Source organism: Croceitalea marina, assembly GCF_042684265.1.
Classification (GTDB): Bacteria; Bacteroidota; Bacteroidia; order Flavobacteriales; family Flavobacteriaceae; genus Croceitalea; species Croceitalea marina.
Genome location: NZ_JBHULB010000017.1, coordinates 12,953 through 29,849 on the forward strand (window position 1 = coordinate 12,953; position 16,897 = coordinate 29,849).

The window sequence follows — 16,897 nt, forward strand, 5'->3', positions numbered from 1 at the left end:
GTAAGTAAATATTTATTTTTCAGATTATTTTCCAATGAAAGATTCACAAATTCTTGGTCTCCACAAAGGTCCATTCAAATAAGAAATATCTGTTTGAATTGTAGCATCAATACTCAAGCTCTCAATTTCATTTATTTTACCTTTATATTCAAATTCATCTCTAAATTTCCCTGGCGTTTCTATTTTTTCCAGCATTACTTTTATTATTCCAGCTTCCCTATTGGTAGTATAACCATTACCCATTTCTGTTCTGACATCTGTAATCTTAAAACTATCACCCGATAATCTTCTAATTGTCAACTTATTAATCTTTACTCCACGATAAGTATTATTATCAAATTCTTTAAAATCAAACTGTGCCGCCAAAGCAAAAGAATTGCCGCTAGAATCTCTGGGGCTTTCTACGAAAATTGTTTGGTGCTGATGAGTTCTATTTTTATCAATTGATAATGTTAAATAAAAAGTGGTTGCTTCTTCTGTCGGAGGAATATCTTTACATTTATCATTGCGGCAATTCGCAAGGTCATTCTCGCATACTTTCAATTCTTTTTCACACTTCGTACAACAACTATTTAATAAAGTTAATGAACTTAAAATGAAGCTAAATAAAAATAATCTTCCCATAATTTTTAGTTTTTTGGTTTGGTCAAATATTGGTTTTATTCAAATTCTAAAGAATACCCATTGTTAGGGATATTTAAAACTCTTCTAAAAATACCTACTTCTAGGTATTGCTATTTTTTGTTTGGCTCACGTTCTTTATCCCCACTGATCAAACAAGCTCATTAAAAGTAGCAGTGCCAAAGAATCGGGGGAATCTTTGGTTTGCGAACCTAATGGGCTTTTGAATTTAATAAATTGTACTTAAAATACTATAGAAAATGCCGTCTGATGTCAAAATTTAGGGCTGTGATTTACAAATACCGCCCTGAGCTGCCTTTTTCACAAAATCCAATTAAAAAACTATCTTACTCTAAAATTTATCTTCATGAAACCACTTTACCTATTCCTTTTAATTCTTGTTTTTAGTTGTAAAACAGAGACACCCCATACCCATGATACTCCAGAACAAAAAGTTAACCTCAGTAAAACCCATATCGACCCTCGCCAAGGATATTCAGAAGCTGTGGTTGTTGAGGCTAATGGTATAAAAACCATCTATATTTCTGGGCAAGTAGGTGAAGGCGAAGATTTTGAGGCACAGTTTAGAGATGCCATAGCCAAGCTTCAAAAAACCTTGAAGAATAGTGGTGCCAGCTTCACCGATGTGGTCAAATACAGCACCTTTGTAGTAGACTACCAACCCGAATATCTAGATACCTTTAGAGCGGTACGCAAAGAACTTCTTGGTGATAGTGATATGCCTGCCAGTACATTGGTTGGTGTACCCACTTTAGGCGCACCGAACTGGGGCGTAGAGATTGAAGCTATTGCCGTGGTAGCCAAATAAAGGAGATTCTTTACTACGTTCAGAATGACAAAAGAAGGTTTTATCATTCGTTAAACGCCACATTAAAAGCAGCATAAGCAATCTCCTTAAAATCTGAAATCACCTTATTGGCCAAGGTATAGTCTTGATTTTTTGAATGTGGACTTTTAAAAGCTACACAGTAAATACCGGCAGCATGCGCAGCTTTAATTCCGTTGGTGGAATCTTCAATAACCATACATTCTTCTTTTGCATACCCTGATGCTTCTGCGGCCTTTAGAAAAATTTCAGGGTGCGGTTTAGATGCTTTTAAATCGGCACCACTCAATTTGGCTTTAAAATACTGGTTTAAATCAAACCGCGAAAACACATTGTTTATGGTAATCATAGATGCTGAACTGGCCAAAACCAAGGTGAGTTCGTTTTTATGATAGTCCTTGATACACTCCAACACTCCCGAGATCAATTGTAAATCTGGGTCGTTGAAAAAGAGGTGCTTGAAAATACTCCGTTTGATGTTCACTAACTGCTGTGGCGATTGTCTCAGCTTAAAATGCGTCACCAGTGCTTTGCAAATGGCCAAAGTCGCCTGCCCTGTAAAGCTTTCATAGAGGGTGTCGGGCACCCTAATACCGACTTCCCTGAACATACCCTGATAAGCTTTGTGGTGAAGGGGTTCGGAATCGATAATGACCCCATCCATATCAAACAATACGGCTTTGAACATTTTTTTTTTGCGAAGATAACCACAACCTTCTACTTGAGCACGAATCAACCAAGACCAACTTTTAACTGGTACTATTTCCCTCAATCAAAAGGGTGCTTCCCTCATTATGGCTTTTTTAGAACATTGCTTCAAACTAGTTTAGTGGTAAATAAAAACCTTATGAGCTATAAGATAACCATACCGGAACCATGTTCAGAAGATTGGAACAAGATGACAGCAACCCAAAAAGGGGCTTTTTGCAAAAGCTGTGCAAAAGAAGTAATCGATTTTACCCATACACCAAAAAGTGTACTCGCTAAAAAGATTAAAACAGGGGCTAGTATATGTGGTCGATTTAAGCCAGAGCAACTAAACACCCCATTACCAACACTATCTCAAAGCCAGTTTAGACGCAATGCCGCTATGCTTGGTTTTACTTCACTCCTAGCATTGGGTACCCCTTTGGTTGCGCAGCACAGTACTAAACCCACACAAACACCACAGCATTATGTGGTAGGGCGTATTGCCCCCCAAGCTATAAAAACGGAGAAATATAGCATTACTGGGGTTGTCAAAGACCTTAATAATAAGCCTTTGCCCAATACTACAATTATATTGGAAGGAACTGCAACAGGCACAAAGACTAATATGAAAGGTGAATTCAGTATTGAAGTGCCCACTTCAAGAAATCTAGAAAAACAGGTGCTTTGGGTCTCCAATTTAGGTTTTGAAACCCAAAAAATCACTATCGACAAAAACACTAAACCACTGACCATTGAACTCGTCGAAGAGCTTGTAATTTTGGGTGAAATAGCTATTCAAGAATATCCTGAAAAGAAAAATGACACCATCACTAAAGTGAAAAAGCTATTTCGAAAAAAAGGTTCGCACTAATTACTTCTATTATCTTTTAGCTGTCAGTTTAGGCCTATTTTTACGACTTACATGTGGTAAATATGAATAGTTATGGCAATTTACAAAGAAGTAATAAAAGTTGATATAGTCTCCGATGTGGCTTGCCCATGGTGTTATGTCGGAAAAAAGCGGTTAGAAACCGCTCTAAAACAATGGAAAGGTAGCCCTGTAAAAGTAACTTGGCATCCGTATCAGCTTGACCCCAACATGCCTGCAGAAGGATTGGATAGACATACTTACCTCACCAATAAATTTGGAGATATAGAGCGTATTAAACCGATGACCGATAGACTTGTTGAAGCAGGTGAGGAAGAAGGTATTACTTTTAACTTTGGAGATAAATGGTTGGCAGTAAATACTTTGCCGCTTCATCAATTACTTCATGTGGCAGGCGAAGAAGGTTTTAAAGACCGGTTAAAAGAACGTTTTTTAAAAGCCTATTTTGATGAAAACCTTCATCTAAACAAACCTGAAGTACTTGCTTCGATTATGGCGGAATTTGGTTGGAGTATTAAAAAGACCGCTCAAATAGTAGCTGATGAAAATATAGCATATGCCGTAAAACAAGAGATTGCCCACTATCAGCAGCTTGGGGTAAGTGGAGTTCCTTTCTTCATTATCAACGATAAATACGGTATAAGCGGTGCACAACCCGCGAGTGTTTTTTTAGAGGCCTTTGCCCAGGTTTCACCTATTGAAATTATTAGTGAAGGGGATAGTTGTGACCCTGAAACGGGCTTATGCTAAATTGTTAATTAGCTATTCGGCAACATACTTATGTTCTAGTAATAGCTCAAAATCAATTAATTGTAAGGCTTTTTCGTGGGTTGCCTCAAGAACAACTTCTGGGGCCATGCCGGCCTTATAAGCCTGTTTCCATCTAGAGGCACATAAACACCATTTATCCCCAGGTTGCAGACCAGGAAACTGATATATCGGCATTGGGGTACTTAAATCGTTCCCCTGTAGTTTGGTGTATCGCAAAAAATCTTCGGTCATAATAGCACATACTACATGCGTACCAACATCTTCAGGCCCGGTTCTGCAAAAACCATCACGATAGAATCCTGTTTTTGGTTCATAACAACAGGCTTGCAATTCGGTACCTAATACATTTTTATTCACTTGACTATTTTTTAATTTAATGGGGCAAGGTCAAAAGTAACTTCATTTTTAGAAATCTCGATGCACAGCAAATTACCGGTTTCTTGCTAACTCAATGGTTTAATAGAGCTATCAGTATAATAAGATTAAGAACTAGGTAGAACAGGGCCGGTAGCGATTTCATTATTCCATCTCGTATCTTCATCCTAACTGCAAAACCAAGTACCATCAAAACTACAAGGCCAGCACTGGCAACTATCGCCCAAGACCTATGGTAAAAACCGGCCAACAGGGCCAGGGAGGCCACTATCTGTATATATCCGTTTAATATTCTAAATTTTGAAAGACCATACCGTCTAAACTCATTGACCATATATGATGTTGTCAAACAACTGACTCCAAAGCCCAAAAAAGACAAGGCTGAAAAACCGATTAACAGAGTTAAACTTGTTGAGAACTCTGAAAAATTTGCATATACCATCTATTTTGTTTAGCTTTTCGTAAATTTAATTAAACAAAATGGAATTGCTCGTTATAGGAATCAAAATTTTTATTTTCATCAGCACTTTAAATGTCTGGTTATTTCGCTTTAAGAAAAAGACACCGTATCGCGGAAGTTCGTCAAACAGCATGCGTGAAGAATTCGCCGCATACGGACTTTCAGAATCGATAATGTATTTAGTAGGTGGCCTAAAAATTGCCAGTGCATTGGGTTTAATACTCTCTATATGGTTTTCTTGGATAACGCCATATGCGGCCGGTTTGATGGCAGTTTTAATGCTCGGTGCTATCTTTATGCATTTAAAAATAAATGACCCCTTAAAAAAATCATTTCCTGCATTCTTATTTTTAGTGCTTTCTTTATTCTTAATTGTAGTGCATCTCTTTTAGAAAGTGTAATCCTTTAAATTTTATAATGAAGAACATCCCTTCTTGGCTTTTTGAAGCACGCAATAAATGGCAATTTACAGGTACAAAACGGCCAGATTTTGCCGAAGAACCTAAGAAAAATCAGGTTTCTGTTTGGGATTTTCCGAGGCCACCAGCTTTAGTGCAAGTGCAAGAAGAAGTTCGTGTTTTTGCAGGTGAGACTTGTATCGTTAAAAGTAAAAATGCCCTTGCCGTTTGCGAAACGGCAAGTCCGCCAACCTATTACATACCGCCTGAAGAAGTTCATTTGGAGTTACTTGTGCCTATTCCTAAGAAAAAATCACTTTGCGAATGGAAAGGCACCGCTAAATATTGGGCACTTAAGACTTCACCCAACAAAGGTATTGGATGGAGCTATAAGAATCCGTTCTCACCATTTGAAGCGTTAAAAGACTATATCGCATTTTATCCACAAACGCTCGACTGTTTCATCGGAGACGAAAAAGTGCGCCCGCAACCTGGAACGTTTTATGCCGGATGGATAACGGACCATTTAGCAGGGCCTTTTAAAGGTGACCCGGGAACCGGACATTGGTAATTCTAGATTTAAAATTCTCGGAGTTATGTAACTTCTTCGATAGTTTGCATACCTATGCATTGAAAACTTCATAGTTTTTAGTAGCTTTAAAAACACTTAAGAAAAACACGATTCCATGGATATTTTTAGCAAAATCAAAGAAAAACTAAGTCATGAGTTTATAGACATTGTCGAATGGCTAGACTACACAGATGACACCATAGCACACCGTTTTGAGCGTTACCAAAACGAGATTAAAAACGGGGCGAAATTGATTGTTCGTGAAGGGCAAACCGCAGTTTTTGTAAATGAAGGGCAACTTGCAGATGTCTTTACGCCAGGCACTTATGATTTGACCACACAAAACCTGCCTATTTTAGCAACCCTTAAAGGATGGAAGTATGGATTTAATTCTCCCTTTAAAGCAGAGGTATATTTTGTAAACACCCATTTGTTTACCGATGAAAAATGGGGCACCAAAAACCCGATTACTTTAAGTGATGAGCGTTTCGGATTGGTAGAAATTCGCGCTTTTGGTACTTACGCTTTTAAAATTTCCGATGCCGGAAAATTTATTGTTGATATTGTTGGTACCGATAACAACTTCACCAGCTTTGAAATCAATGAACACCTTAAAAGCCTTATAGCGACACGTTTTACAGATACCGTTGGCGAAGCCAACCTACCTATAGAGCTATACGCCGCCAATACTTCTGAACTTTCGGATACCTGCCAAGAGGTTATGAAACCAGAGTTCTTATCCGTTGGTATTTCCCTGGAAAAGTTCTACATCGAAAATGTTTCGATGCCCGAAGACCTCAAAAAAGAGATCTTTGAATACAGTCGTATCGATAAGCTTGATTTGGATAAATTGACCAAATTTAAAACCGCTAAAGCCATTGAAGCTGCGGCTAAAAACGAAGGCGGAACCGCTGGTGCCGGTATGGGCATGGGTATGGGCTTTGTACTTGCACAACAAATGGGTGGGCTAATGAGCCCACAAATGGGCGGTCAGCAACCTGCTGCCCAAGTAGGCGGGGCAATGCCACCACCAATGCCCGTTGCCGTGCAATATTTTTATGCTGTAAACGGAGCACAACAAGGTCCGGTAGGTATTGACCAACTTAAGGCACTTTTTGCAAACAGAACTATTAACAAAGAGAGCTTGGTCTGGAAACAAGGCATGGCCAACTGGGCTGCTTTGCAAGAGGTGGAAGAATTAAAATCCTTTTTAGGCGGCAATACCCCACCACCATTGCCTAATAATTAATCCTATTGTCATTTCGAACCGAATAAAATGAGCGTGAGAAATCTAGATTTCTCAGTCGCTTACTCCTTCGAAATGACCAGTTTTAGTTGAATTCTTGGAAGAACAAAAAACACAACATACCGAACTCAAAAAACCGTGCATTAATTGTGGGGCAGAACTAAAGTACCAGCCCGGCACCAAAAATGTGAGTTGTGACTATTGTGGGCATAAAGAAGAAATAAGCCTTGATGAAAATGGGTTTGAAGAGCTTGAACTTTACCCCTATCTCAAAGAAATGGGGGCGCAAAAGCATAGTGAGGAAATTTCTATGCTCCATTGTAAAAATTGTGGCGCCAATCAGCATGTAGAGGAAAACTACAAATCGCTTCATTGTGTGTACTGCAGCATGCCCTTAATTTTAGAGGATGCCTATAAAGAAGATTGGATTTTGCCTGGCGCGGTACTTCCTTTTCAGATAAATCAAAAAAAATCATTTCAAATTTTCAAGAAATGGGTGAACAGCCTTTGGTTTGCACCCAACAATCTTAAGAAAGCGGCACTGGACCCTCAATTTACCAAAGGGCTGTATTTGCCTTATTGGACTTTCGATGCCCAGTTGAAAGCATCCTATTCTGGTCAGCGTGGCGAATATTATTATCAAACTAAACGTGTGAGAAACGCCCAAGGTAAAACAGTGACCAAACGTGTTCGAAAAACACGATGGTATCCTGCCTCGGGTAATATTGCTGGTTTTGTAGATGATACCTTGGTCGAAGCATCTAAACAAAAAAAGGGGCGTATTCCAAACAAAATTGCGCGGTGGAATTTAAAGCTGCTGCAACCTTTTAGCTCTAGCTTTTTGAGGGGCTTTGTTACCGAAAAATATACTATTCCCCTAAAACAAGGGCATTTATCTGCAAAAGGCGAAGCACAACGCATCGCCGAACGTTGGTGCAGACAAGATATCGGGGGCGATACCCAAAGGGTAACCAGTATGAACATGAAGTTATCTCAAGAAACCTTTAAACATATTTTGTTGCCTGTTTACATAAGTGCCTATCGATTTAATGGCAAAGAATATAATTTCTTTATCAATGGCGAAAACGGCACCATATCTGGTACCCGACCTTATAGCTTTTGGAAAATTTTCTTCGCCGTTATTTTTGGATTGATCGCGATAGGATTGCTTATTTTCTTTTCACAGGGCTAGCCAAAATTGTGACCTCTAATCTAAAACGGTGTCATAAACGTATATACTTAATAACCAATAATTTATTATGATGCATACAAAAAAGTTAAACCTGATTTTGGCATTGGTCATTTTATGCCTAAGCTTTAGTTATTCTTGTAAAGACAATAAAGCTGAGCAAGAGGCCTTAGATAACGAGCTAGAACAAATAGAAGCTGTTGAGCAGACTATTGATTCTACTGTCACCACTGTTCATGCAAAAGCTGAAGAGGTAAAAGAATTATTAAAAGAATTAGATAGTATTTAAAAACAAACAAAAATGAAAAATAATTTAAAAACAATCTTATTAGCAGTGCTCTTGATCGGTTTTGTTGGAGCCGCAAATGCCCAAGGTAAATCTAAAGATAAAGCCAAAGGGAAGGATAAAGTTGAAAAAGTAAAGAAGGTAAAAGACGAGGTTGAAGAAGAAGCCGAAGAAGTGCAGGAAGAAGTTAAAAAGGCAAAGGGCAAGGGAAAAGAAATGAAAGAGAAAGCCGAAAAAATGAAAGAAAAAGGCAAAGAAAAATCTGAAGAAATGCTAGATGATGATGTAGATGTAAATGAGGATGAAATTAAAGAAAAGATTAAAAAAGAAAAAGAAGAAAAAACAAATAAAGGAAATGCTTACGGTAAGAACAAGGGTGATATGTCGGGCAAAGAATTTGGGCAATACAGAGCTTCTCAGGTAAAGGAAAAAATTGAGAAGTCAGAACAATTGCTTGATGAAGATGAAGACACCTTAAAAAGAGGCAGACGCCAAGTTGAAGAAGCCCGTGAAAGACTTGAAAAAGCAAAGAAAGAAAAATCACTTGAACCAGAAATCATCTCTAAAAAAGAGGAAAGCTTAAATAAAGTAACCCAGAAATTGGATGAATTGGAAGTCTCTATAAAAAAAGGGAAAGAAAAATTAAAAGGAAAAGCAGAAGAACTTAAAAAAGTAGGTGAAAACCAAATGTAGGCCTTCTACTGATTAATAAACGTAAAGCCATTACTAGAATTCTAGTAATGGCTTTCTTTTTTGCTATTTTTAAAATCAATTTCAATAATCAAATTATGTATAAAGTCCTTTTTTTGTTCCTTTTTTTAGCTTTGCCAACCATTGCCCAAGAGGCACAAGAGACTGATGATAAAAAAGCTATAACTGCTGTTTTAACTGCGCAACAAGAGGCTTGGAATAATTATGATATTAAAACTTTTATGAAAGGCTACTGGAAGTCTGAGGAACTAAAATTTTATGGCGCCGGTGGCGTGGTAAAAGGGTGGCAAAGTACCTTGGAACGCTACCAAAAGAGTTACCCTAGTAAAGCGCATTTTGGAAAACTTCGTTTTGTATTGAACGATATTTCAAAAATCAATGAAGGGGCATATTCGGTAATGGGGGAGTATTATCTCACCCGAAAAGTGGGTAACACCAATGGCATCTTTATGCTCATCTTAAAGAAAATGGAGGGCGAATGGAAAATTATTGCAGATACCTCGGCAAAAGTAAATTGACCCACAAAAAACTAGTATGAATTACGAATACCTTATGTATGCACATCTTGTTACCGTAGTGCCGTGCATTTTTATTGGGGCATATGTGCTGTTAGCAAAAAAAGGAACCTTAATTCATAGAAAGCTTGGTAAGGTGTACATGGCCTTAATGCTATTTACAGCAGTTGTCACCCTTTTTATGCCTGCGGCCGTTGGGGCACGTTTGCTTAATCATTTCGGTTGGATACATCTGTTTAGTTTCTTAACCCTCTGGACCGTTCCCACAGCTTACACTGCAATACGAAAAGGAAATATAAGGGCACATAAGCGCAAAATGATTCTACTCTATTTTGGTGCAATCGTGATTGCCGGTGGTTTTACTTTGGCCCCAGGCAGATATTTACACGAGTTATTTTTTGGGTAGTTTATTAGTCGGTGAACACCAAACATACCGGACTTGGCACTTTGTATTCTTTCAAAAATTCTAAAGTACCTTTCTCTAAGTCTCTTTTAAAAACAGCAATATTATCGCTTTTTTGATTGCCGACTAATACGAATTTTCCACTTGGGTCCAACGTGAAATTACGAGGAGAATTCCCTTTTGTAGATTCGCTCCCCACCAAAATTATCTTGCCATTTTCAGTATCTACAGAAAAAATGACGATAGTATTTTTACCACGATTAGAGCTATATAAAAACTTACCGTCAGCTGATAAATGAATATCCGCGCACCATTTTGGGTCGTCGTTGGTGGACTCCGTTTGAATTTGATTATAACTGCCTTCGTCATCTCTTTTTAAAACAGAAATTGTGGCATTAAGTTCGTTAAGCACATATAAGTAATTTCTGTTTTCGCTAAAAACAAAATGACGTGGGCCAGAACCCTTGCCCATAGCAATCGTATTTTGATGTGCAGGTACCCAACCATATGTTTGTTTTGAATAGCGCTTTAAGGCATCCAATCCCAAGTCGGCAACAAAGAGTCCGTCTTCATTAAAATGTGCCTTATGAACATGTGGCTTTGCCAAAGTATCCGCAGTTCTGTGGTATATAATTTGCCTATCCCCCAAACTTCCATCTTCTTGCAAATCGAAAATTGCAAGATTACCGCCAGAATAGTTGGAAACTGCTATCTGGCCATCTTCAGAAATAGCGACGTGGCAAGGATGAGCCCCAGCCGAACCTTTGCTATTCAAGACTTTTAATTCTCCTTTATCAATAGAAAAAGAGGTCACACCACCCCCTAAGGAATCATAATGTGCTGTTTCTTGTACAGCAAACAAATTCTTTTTATCCTTTGAGATTGCCAAAAAAGAAGGATTAGGCAGTTTTGCCTTTAATTCTAAGGAGTCTAGTTCACCTGTTTCAGGGTTAAACTGTAAAGTGTAAATACCTTCGCTTGAACCATCGGTATACGTGCCAACAAATAAGGTTTGTGTTTGTGTTGGTTTATTATTTTCAGAGCAGCCCATAACAAATACAAATATTATTAGTACTATAAAAAACTTTTTCATTCTTCGTTTTAATTTGGAAATATTAAAAATAAAGAAACTTAAACTAAAGTGGCTTTAATTTCCTTTCTAAGATAAAGTCCTGTAACAATGGTCGCCAAAACATCGGCAATGGGGAAGGAAAGCCAAATACCAAGTTCCCCAAAATAATTGGGTAGAATTAGTATTAAAGGAATAAAAAAGAAGCCCTGTCTGGTGAGGGTCAAAAGTAATGCCGGTATCGCCTTACCGATTGCTTGAAAATACGCTGCGCCAATGAGTTGCAAAGCGATGATAGGTGTAGCTGCAAACACCCATCTTATGGCATTTGGAGTGTGTTCTAGAACAAAGGTGTTCACTAATTTATCTTCCGCTGGCAAATCAGCCCGGTTGCTTAAAAAAAGTGAGGTCAGTGCTTCCGGGAAAATCAATAAGCCAAGAAACACGATACTGCCCAAAACGGAAGCATATTTTATGGCGGTGTAAATAGTCTCTTTTACCCTATCGTATTTTTCAGCACCATAATTGAACCCTGCAATAGGTAAAAACCCTTGTGTAATACCAAACACAGGAAATAAGGCGAACATTAAAATACGCCCGATAATGGCATAGACCGCTATCATTGCTTCTCCACCTAAGTTGAATAGAATGTTATTCATTAACAGATAGGTAAAACTAATTACGGCTTGCCTTGCTAAAGTGACAAATCCGAGAGAGCCTATTTCTTTCAGAATGGGTATATTAAAACCTAAATGCCCCCAATTGATCTTTAACTCAGAATTTTTAGAGAGAAAGAAGTACAGCACATAGCTAAAAGACATAAAATACGCTGTTGTAGTGGCCCATGCAGCCCCTGCCATACCCATATCAAAAACATAAATGAGCAAATAGTCCATAAAAAGGTTGGCCACAGAAGGGATTATCATGGCATTCATGGCAAATTTAGGTTTACCTTCTGCCCGCATCACATTATTGCCCATCATGGTATAGGCCAAAAATGGAACGCCGTATAAAATAATGATGTAGTAAATTTTTGCAGGTTCAAAAATGCTTCCTTTCGCCCCGAAAATCGGTATCAAATCATTTACATAAATCAACCCAAGAATCACCATACTTATGGTCATTACAAAAGTCAGCGTAATTTGATTGCCAAAGGTTTTTAATGCTTTTTCACGATCAGCTGCCCCCAAGGCACGAGAAATGATACTAGATCCCCCGACACCAATCGACATTCCTAAAGCCGCAATAAAAAAGGTAATTGGCAGCACCACACTAATGGCGGCAATGGCAATGGAACCTATCCATTTGCCTACAAAAACAGAATCAATCAGCACATTCAATGACATTACCAAAATACCGATGGCTGCTGGCACCGATTGTTTTACCAAAAGTTTACCAATGGGTTGTATGCCAAGTTCGTCTGAAGAGATGTTTGCCAAAAGAGCCGCTTTTTAAAGTAACAAAAGTAGCCTAAAAGCCATGACTCTGCTAATTGAAGTTTGAAAGCTTACTCTATCTTTTTCCCATTTATGGATTGCCCATTTTGGTTTAAAGTTAATGCCGCTATTTTTCCATCGGCATCTGCATTAAATTCAATGTTCGCATCAACCACTTTTAAAAAGAACACTGTTTCTGAAGATGGATAGACTCTGAATTTTGGTTGATTGGTTGCTTGTAAAAATAACTTGTTTTCCTTTCGAGTAATAGTTATCTTAAATGTCGGAGCCAATTCATAAACACCAACATATTTTTCTAAAATAGCATCTGACACAGCTACTTCTTCTGGCCTATCTTTTTGATTAGATGCTTTTAAATTTTTAGAACCTCCCAATAAGTATATCCCTAAATCATCGACACTTTCGGTACTATTGGTTAAAACAACCACGCCTGTATTTTTCTCAGAATTGAAGCCAGCAAAAGACTTGTAACCACCTGTTCCTCCATTATGCCATAGAATTTCTCCATTACCAGCATAATGCCATCCTAAACCAATTGAAAAATCACCTGTTTTAGATTTAAAAGCAGTTATATGACTTAATTGCATAGCTGATGACAGTCCCGTACTTGTTCCCATATTGGCTTTAATAAATTTAGCCATGTCTTTTGCTGTGGAACGGATTCCTCCAGCGCCAGCCAAACTAATAATATCCCAATTCTTTACTTCTTCACCGAAAGCATGCCCTTTTGCCAAATGTGCCAACATATTATCCGAAAATGTACGACGTGTATTGTCCATCTCAAGTTCTTTCGCAATCTTTTTTACAACCAGTTCCTCATAAGACTTGCCGGAATGCAATTCTAAAATATGTCCTAAAAGTCCCATTCCGTAGTTCGAATATTCATAAGCTTCACCAATGTCTCTAGTCAGCTGATATGAAGAAAGAAAATCATAAACCTGTTGGATGGAATAATCCTTAAAGGGATTTTCGGCATCTGCAGGAGTAAAATTGTTTGGCATTCTTGGCAATGCCGAAGTATGAGTGGCCAGGTCTATTAATGTTATTTGTTTTTCACCTCTTTCAGGTATTTTAAGTGTATCGGGCAAATATTTAGAAATAGGGTCTTCTAAAGCCATGTTCCCCTTTATAATCTCGTCTGCCAATAAAATGGTGGTGAACACTTTTGATATCGATCCAATTTCATAAACTGTATTCTCGTTTACTCGAGTGCCATTTTCTAGAGCAGTTTTGCCATAACTAAAGAAGTCTACTTTTTCATCTTCGATGAAAGCGACTACGATACTTACATTGTCACCATCATCAACTCTTTTCACTATGCTTTCTTTTACCTCTTTTGAAATTTGTGCAGAGACTCTGCTGCCACAGACAAGAAAGCCTAGAGTTACAAAAAATGATATTCGATATCTCATTGTTTTCAATTTAGTGTTATCAATGAGTAGGTGTTCTTCAGAAAATGTTACATAGACGAGTAATAAAGAACTACGGATGTTATATTGGCAAGGTTTCTTTAGCTTCCCATTCGTTGATCCATTTTGCCATTAAAGCTACCCAGGCATCGCCATCGTTTAGGCAAGAGATATGTTTATAATGTTCCCCACCGGCCTCTTCAAATTGCTCCTTACCTTCCATGGCGATTTCTTCTAAAGTTTCAAGGCAGTCGCTCACAAAAGCAGGTGTGATCACCGCCAAACGTTTTTTACCTTCTTTGGCAAAACGTTCAAACTCATAATCGGTGTAGGGTTTTAACCATGGGTCGCCAGCCAATCTGGACTGAAAAGATGAACTTACTTTATCTTCTGGCAATCCCAAATATGCTTTTACCAATTCGGTAGTATCATAGCATTGATGACGGTAACAAGTGTGGTGTGCCACCGAATTTATACTACAACAAGAACCATCTATCTTACAATGAAATTTTGTTGGATCTGATTTACGTATGTGGCGCTCAGGGATACCATGATATGAAAACAAAACATGGTCGTATTCAAAATCTTTTAAACCTTCTGCGATACTTTCTGATAGCACTTTTATGTAGTCATCGTTACTGTAGAAAGCGGGCATTGTCGTGATTTTCATCTCTGGAAAATACTTTTGCTGATCTTCCATAGCCTTTACCACTACCGTTTCATAAGAAGACATCGCGTAATGTGGATATAATGGCACTAAAAGTACTTCATCAACATTTTGATTTTTGAGGTCTTGAAGACCTTCTTTAATGCTCATAGAGCCATAACGCATGCCTAAAGCAACCGGCATCTCTGTATGTTCCCTTACTTTCTTTGCAAAGCGTTTAGAAATTACGATCAAAGGTGAACCTTCATCCCACCAAATTTTTGAATAGGCCTTAGCTGATTTTTTTGGTCTAGTTTGCAGAATGATACCACGGACCAATAAATTACGCAATAACGGTGGAACGTCTATAACACGTTCATCCATTAAAAACTCATCTAAATAGGGCTTAACATCTTTTGGCGTAGGGCTGTCAGGCGAACCTAAATTGACCAATAAAACTCCTTTCATCAGTATTTTTTTAAAACCTTAAAAATACAACAGCAACTTGATTTTATATTTAAAAGCATAAATAAGTTTTGTTATTGCCGCATAGAGAAAGCCAATCATCGCTTTTGATGTATTTTAGTAGTATGATTCGGAATTTTCTTTTAGTCCTTTTTTTTGGAATTTTCACCATTTCTTTTGCCCAAATAACGTGTTCACCAGCAGATAGGGCCCTTTTCAATATCAAGATGGAAAGCCTAGAAGATATCGAAGCAACTACTTTAGGCGATAGTATTGTTAAAATCGGGAGGTCTTTTTTGGGGACACCTTATGTGGAAAAAACACTTGAAATAGGTGCTATAGAAACCCTGGTTATAAACCTTAGAGGCTTAGATTGTACCACATTTGTGGAAAATGTTTTAGCCTTTACAGCAACCCTTAATACTAATGAAAAACTATTTACAGATTTTGCCAAAAATCTAGAAACCATTCGGTACAGAAATGGAGATTTAGATGGTTATCCTTCTCGTTTGCATTACTTTACAGATTGGATACGAGACAATGAAAAAATAGGTTTGGTAAAAGATATTACCACAGATTTAGGTGGCATTAAACTAGAAAAACCTATTAATTTTATGGGGACACATCGTGATTTATATCCTTTCTTAAAAGACGATGAAAATTTTAAACGAATACAAGAAACCGAAGCGGAACTAGCGAAAGAAGTTCTTTGTTATTTACCCCAAAACGAAATTCAAAATCAAGAACATCAAATTCAGTCCGGTGATATAATTGCACTAGCAACGTCTATAAAAGGATTAGATGTTACACATACGGGATTTGCTATAAAACAACCAAATGGTAGAATTCATTTGTTACATGCTTCAAGTTCTGGAGAAGTAAAAATCACTAAAGAACCTTTAGCGGATTACCTGAAAAATATTAAAAGTAATATTGGTATTCTCGTTGCAAGACCCTTATAAAAATTACCTGTCTAAAATAAACTCGAAGGCATTCTTCATCAATTGCACAAATTCCGCATCTGAATACTTATTTTTTGAATGCCCCATACTGGTGTAAAAACTGATTCCGCCATCTGGCCTTTCCCAATAGTGGGCGGTCATTCTAGCATCGTCATACGAATTGTCACCTGTATCGGAAACACGCAGCAATTCTGTAAAAGAGCTATTGAGATAACCCCCTTCCCAATAATACCATTCCTCATTATCATCCCAAGGAAAAGAAATCATTTTGGTCAGGTCAGTGTTTTCATTTTGAATGGTTACGGTTGCGCCAAAATTATTTGCAGTATGGTTGGGGCCGTTTCTTACGCTACAACCTGTAACATGCTCAGCGTACCAATCCCATTCGCCTTTTCCGCCTCCATTAACCGTTCCGGCCGTGCTGTGTCCATAGGAGTCACTTGCCGCGTGATTGGAAATGAAATGTCCTCCTTGTGCTGCATAAGCCTCTACCACATTTCGTTGAGCGCTATTTAAGGTATTCCCTGAAGTATTGGTAAAGAAAATAACATCAAAATTATTGACGCTTTCCTGGTCGTCAAAAATAGAAGCATTGTCACTAACCTCAACATCAAAACTGAGATCCGTGGCTATTTGGTTAACCATTGCTACAGATTCTTCTTTTGTATTGTGATTAAAGCCCGAGGTTTTCGTGAAAACCAAAATTTTAGCGTTATCCGTTGAATCGTCATCATTAACGGGGTCATCCCCTGACTGTTCTTCATTATCCTCTTCAGCTATGGTCATTTCAGCATCTGAACAGGAAAAGAATAAGAAGAAAATCAATAGATACTTTAGGGGTAAATAGGTAGATTTCATAATGTGGGGCTTTTCTACTAATAGATACGTTAGCACCCGATCACTTGGTCTATATTACC

General features: G+C 38.0%; 21 protein-coding genes. 12 read left to right on the forward strand and 9 right to left on the reverse strand.

Features of this window, described 5'->3' with window-relative positions; all coding sequences use genetic code 11:
• Window positions 1-24: 24 nt before the first annotated feature.
• A complete protein-coding gene (locus ACFSQJ_RS13070; RefSeq protein ID WP_377767403.1) occupies window positions 25-624 on the reverse strand; it encodes a hypothetical protein in 600 nt (199 codons plus the stop codon).
• 364 nt (window positions 625-988) lie between these two features.
• On the opposite strand from ACFSQJ_RS13070, the gene ACFSQJ_RS13075 reads away from it, so the two are divergent.
• Complete coding sequence (locus ACFSQJ_RS13075; protein WP_377767404.1) at window positions 989-1,450, forward strand: RidA family protein; 462 nt, start codon at window positions 989-991, stop codon at window positions 1,448-1,450.
• Window positions 1,451-1,493: 43 nt separating this feature from the next.
• Here ACFSQJ_RS13075 and ACFSQJ_RS13080 read toward each other — a convergent pair whose 3' ends face one another.
• Window positions 1,494-2,156 (reverse strand): HAD family hydrolase, encoded by a 663-nt coding sequence (locus ACFSQJ_RS13080; RefSeq protein WP_377767405.1) that lies wholly within the window; start codon window positions 2,154-2,156, stop codon window positions 1,494-1,496.
• A 159-nt stretch (window positions 2,157-2,315) separates the two neighbouring features.
• Here ACFSQJ_RS13080 and ACFSQJ_RS13085 point away from each other — a divergent pair, with 159 nt between their 5' ends.
• Complete coding sequence (locus tag ACFSQJ_RS13085) at window positions 2,316-3,029, forward strand: carboxypeptidase-like regulatory domain-containing protein (protein WP_377767407.1); 714 nt, start codon at window positions 2,316-2,318, stop codon at window positions 3,027-3,029.
• Between the two features lie 72 nt (window positions 3,030-3,101).
• Window positions 3,102-3,797 carry a DsbA family oxidoreductase gene (locus ACFSQJ_RS13090; RefSeq protein WP_377767408.1) on the forward strand — a complete coding sequence of 232 codons (696 nt, stop codon included), beginning with the start codon at window positions 3,102-3,104 and terminating at the stop codon, window positions 3,795-3,797.
• A gap of 12 nt (window positions 3,798-3,809) precedes the next feature.
• Here the strand turns inward: ACFSQJ_RS13090 and ACFSQJ_RS13095 are convergent, their stop codons facing one another.
• Window positions 3,810-4,175, reverse strand: coding sequence for a DUF2237 family protein (locus ACFSQJ_RS13095; RefSeq protein ID WP_377767410.1), 366 nt, complete (start codon window positions 4,173-4,175; stop codon window positions 3,810-3,812).
• A gap of 91 nt (window positions 4,176-4,266) precedes the next feature.
• The gene (locus tag ACFSQJ_RS13100) at window positions 4,267-4,635 is read right to left on the reverse strand and encodes a DoxX family protein (RefSeq protein WP_377767411.1); all 369 of its coding nucleotides are present in this window, start codon (window positions 4,633-4,635) and stop codon (window positions 4,267-4,269) included.
• Between the two features lie 38 nt (window positions 4,636-4,673).
• Here ACFSQJ_RS13100 and ACFSQJ_RS13105 point away from each other — a divergent pair, with 38 nt between their 5' ends.
• The 8 genes from ACFSQJ_RS13105 (at window position 4,674) to ACFSQJ_RS13140 (ending at window position 9,975) form a co-directional block, all read left to right on the forward strand.
• Entirely contained in the window at window positions 4,674-5,045 is a 372-nt protein-coding gene (locus ACFSQJ_RS13105) for a DoxX family protein (protein ID WP_377767412.1), read from the forward strand.
• Between the two features lie 25 nt (window positions 5,046-5,070).
• Window positions 5,071-5,622, forward strand: a complete 552-nt coding sequence (locus ACFSQJ_RS13110; RefSeq protein ID WP_377767414.1) for a DUF427 domain-containing protein — start codon at window positions 5,071-5,073, stop codon at window positions 5,620-5,622.
• 115 nt (window positions 5,623-5,737) lie between these two features.
• Window positions 5,738-6,871 carry an SPFH domain-containing protein gene (locus tag ACFSQJ_RS13115; protein ID WP_377767416.1) on the forward strand — a complete coding sequence of 378 codons (1,134 nt, stop codon included), beginning with the start codon at window positions 5,738-5,740 and terminating at the stop codon, window positions 6,869-6,871.
• A gap of 94 nt (window positions 6,872-6,965) precedes the next feature.
• Window positions 6,966-8,060, forward strand: coding sequence for a DNA helicase PriA (locus ACFSQJ_RS13120; RefSeq protein WP_377767417.1), 1,095 nt, complete (start codon window positions 6,966-6,968; stop codon window positions 8,058-8,060).
• 67 nt (window positions 8,061-8,127) lie between these two features.
• On the forward strand, window positions 8,128-8,346 hold the full coding sequence (locus ACFSQJ_RS13125) for a hypothetical protein (RefSeq protein WP_377767418.1): 219 nt from the start codon (window positions 8,128-8,130) through the stop codon (window positions 8,344-8,346).
• 12 nt (window positions 8,347-8,358) lie between these two features.
• Window positions 8,359-9,036: a hypothetical protein gene (locus ACFSQJ_RS13130; protein WP_377767419.1), complete on the forward strand. Its 678-nt coding sequence runs from the start codon at window positions 8,359-8,361 to the stop codon at window positions 9,034-9,036.
• Between the two features lie 95 nt (window positions 9,037-9,131).
• On the forward strand, window positions 9,132-9,572 hold the full coding sequence (locus ACFSQJ_RS13135; protein ID WP_377767420.1) for a YybH family protein: 441 nt from the start codon (window positions 9,132-9,134) through the stop codon (window positions 9,570-9,572).
• Between the two features lie 16 nt (window positions 9,573-9,588).
• Window positions 9,589-9,975 carry a DUF2306 domain-containing protein gene (locus ACFSQJ_RS13140; protein ID WP_377767421.1) on the forward strand — a complete coding sequence of 129 codons (387 nt, stop codon included), beginning with the start codon at window positions 9,589-9,591 and terminating at the stop codon, window positions 9,973-9,975.
• 4 nt (window positions 9,976-9,979) lie between these two features.
• On the opposite strand, the gene ACFSQJ_RS13145 is transcribed toward ACFSQJ_RS13140, so the two are convergent.
• The 4 genes from ACFSQJ_RS13145 to hemH form a co-directional block, all read right to left on the reverse strand.
• Window positions 9,980-11,065 (reverse strand): lactonase family protein, encoded by a 1,086-nt coding sequence (locus ACFSQJ_RS13145; RefSeq protein WP_377767423.1) that lies wholly within the window; start codon window positions 11,063-11,065, stop codon window positions 9,980-9,982.
• 38 nt (window positions 11,066-11,103) lie between these two features.
• Entirely contained in the window at window positions 11,104-12,480 is a 1,377-nt protein-coding gene (locus ACFSQJ_RS13150) for an MATE family efflux transporter (protein WP_377767425.1), read from the reverse strand.
• Window positions 12,481-12,548: 68 nt separating this feature from the next.
• Window positions 12,549-13,910 (reverse strand): serine hydrolase, encoded by a 1,362-nt coding sequence (locus tag ACFSQJ_RS13155; protein WP_377767426.1) that lies wholly within the window; start codon window positions 13,908-13,910, stop codon window positions 12,549-12,551.
• 79 nt (window positions 13,911-13,989) lie between these two features.
• Window positions 13,990-15,021, reverse strand: coding sequence for a ferrochelatase (gene hemH, locus ACFSQJ_RS13160; protein WP_377767427.1), 1,032 nt, complete (start codon window positions 15,019-15,021; stop codon window positions 13,990-13,992).
• Between the two features lie 224 nt (window positions 15,022-15,245).
• Between hemH and ACFSQJ_RS13165 the strand changes: the two genes are divergently transcribed.
• On the forward strand, window positions 15,246-15,980 hold the full coding sequence (locus ACFSQJ_RS13165) for an N-acetylmuramoyl-L-alanine amidase-like domain-containing protein (protein WP_377767429.1): 735 nt from the start codon (window positions 15,246-15,248) through the stop codon (window positions 15,978-15,980).
• A 3-nt stretch (window positions 15,981-15,983) separates the two neighbouring features.
• Here the strand turns inward: ACFSQJ_RS13165 and ACFSQJ_RS13170 are convergent, their stop codons facing one another.
• Window positions 15,984-16,838: a ThuA domain-containing protein gene (locus tag ACFSQJ_RS13170; RefSeq protein WP_377767430.1), complete on the reverse strand. Its 855-nt coding sequence runs from the start codon at window positions 16,836-16,838 to the stop codon at window positions 15,984-15,986.
• Between the last annotated feature and the right edge of the window lie 59 nt (window positions 16,839-16,897).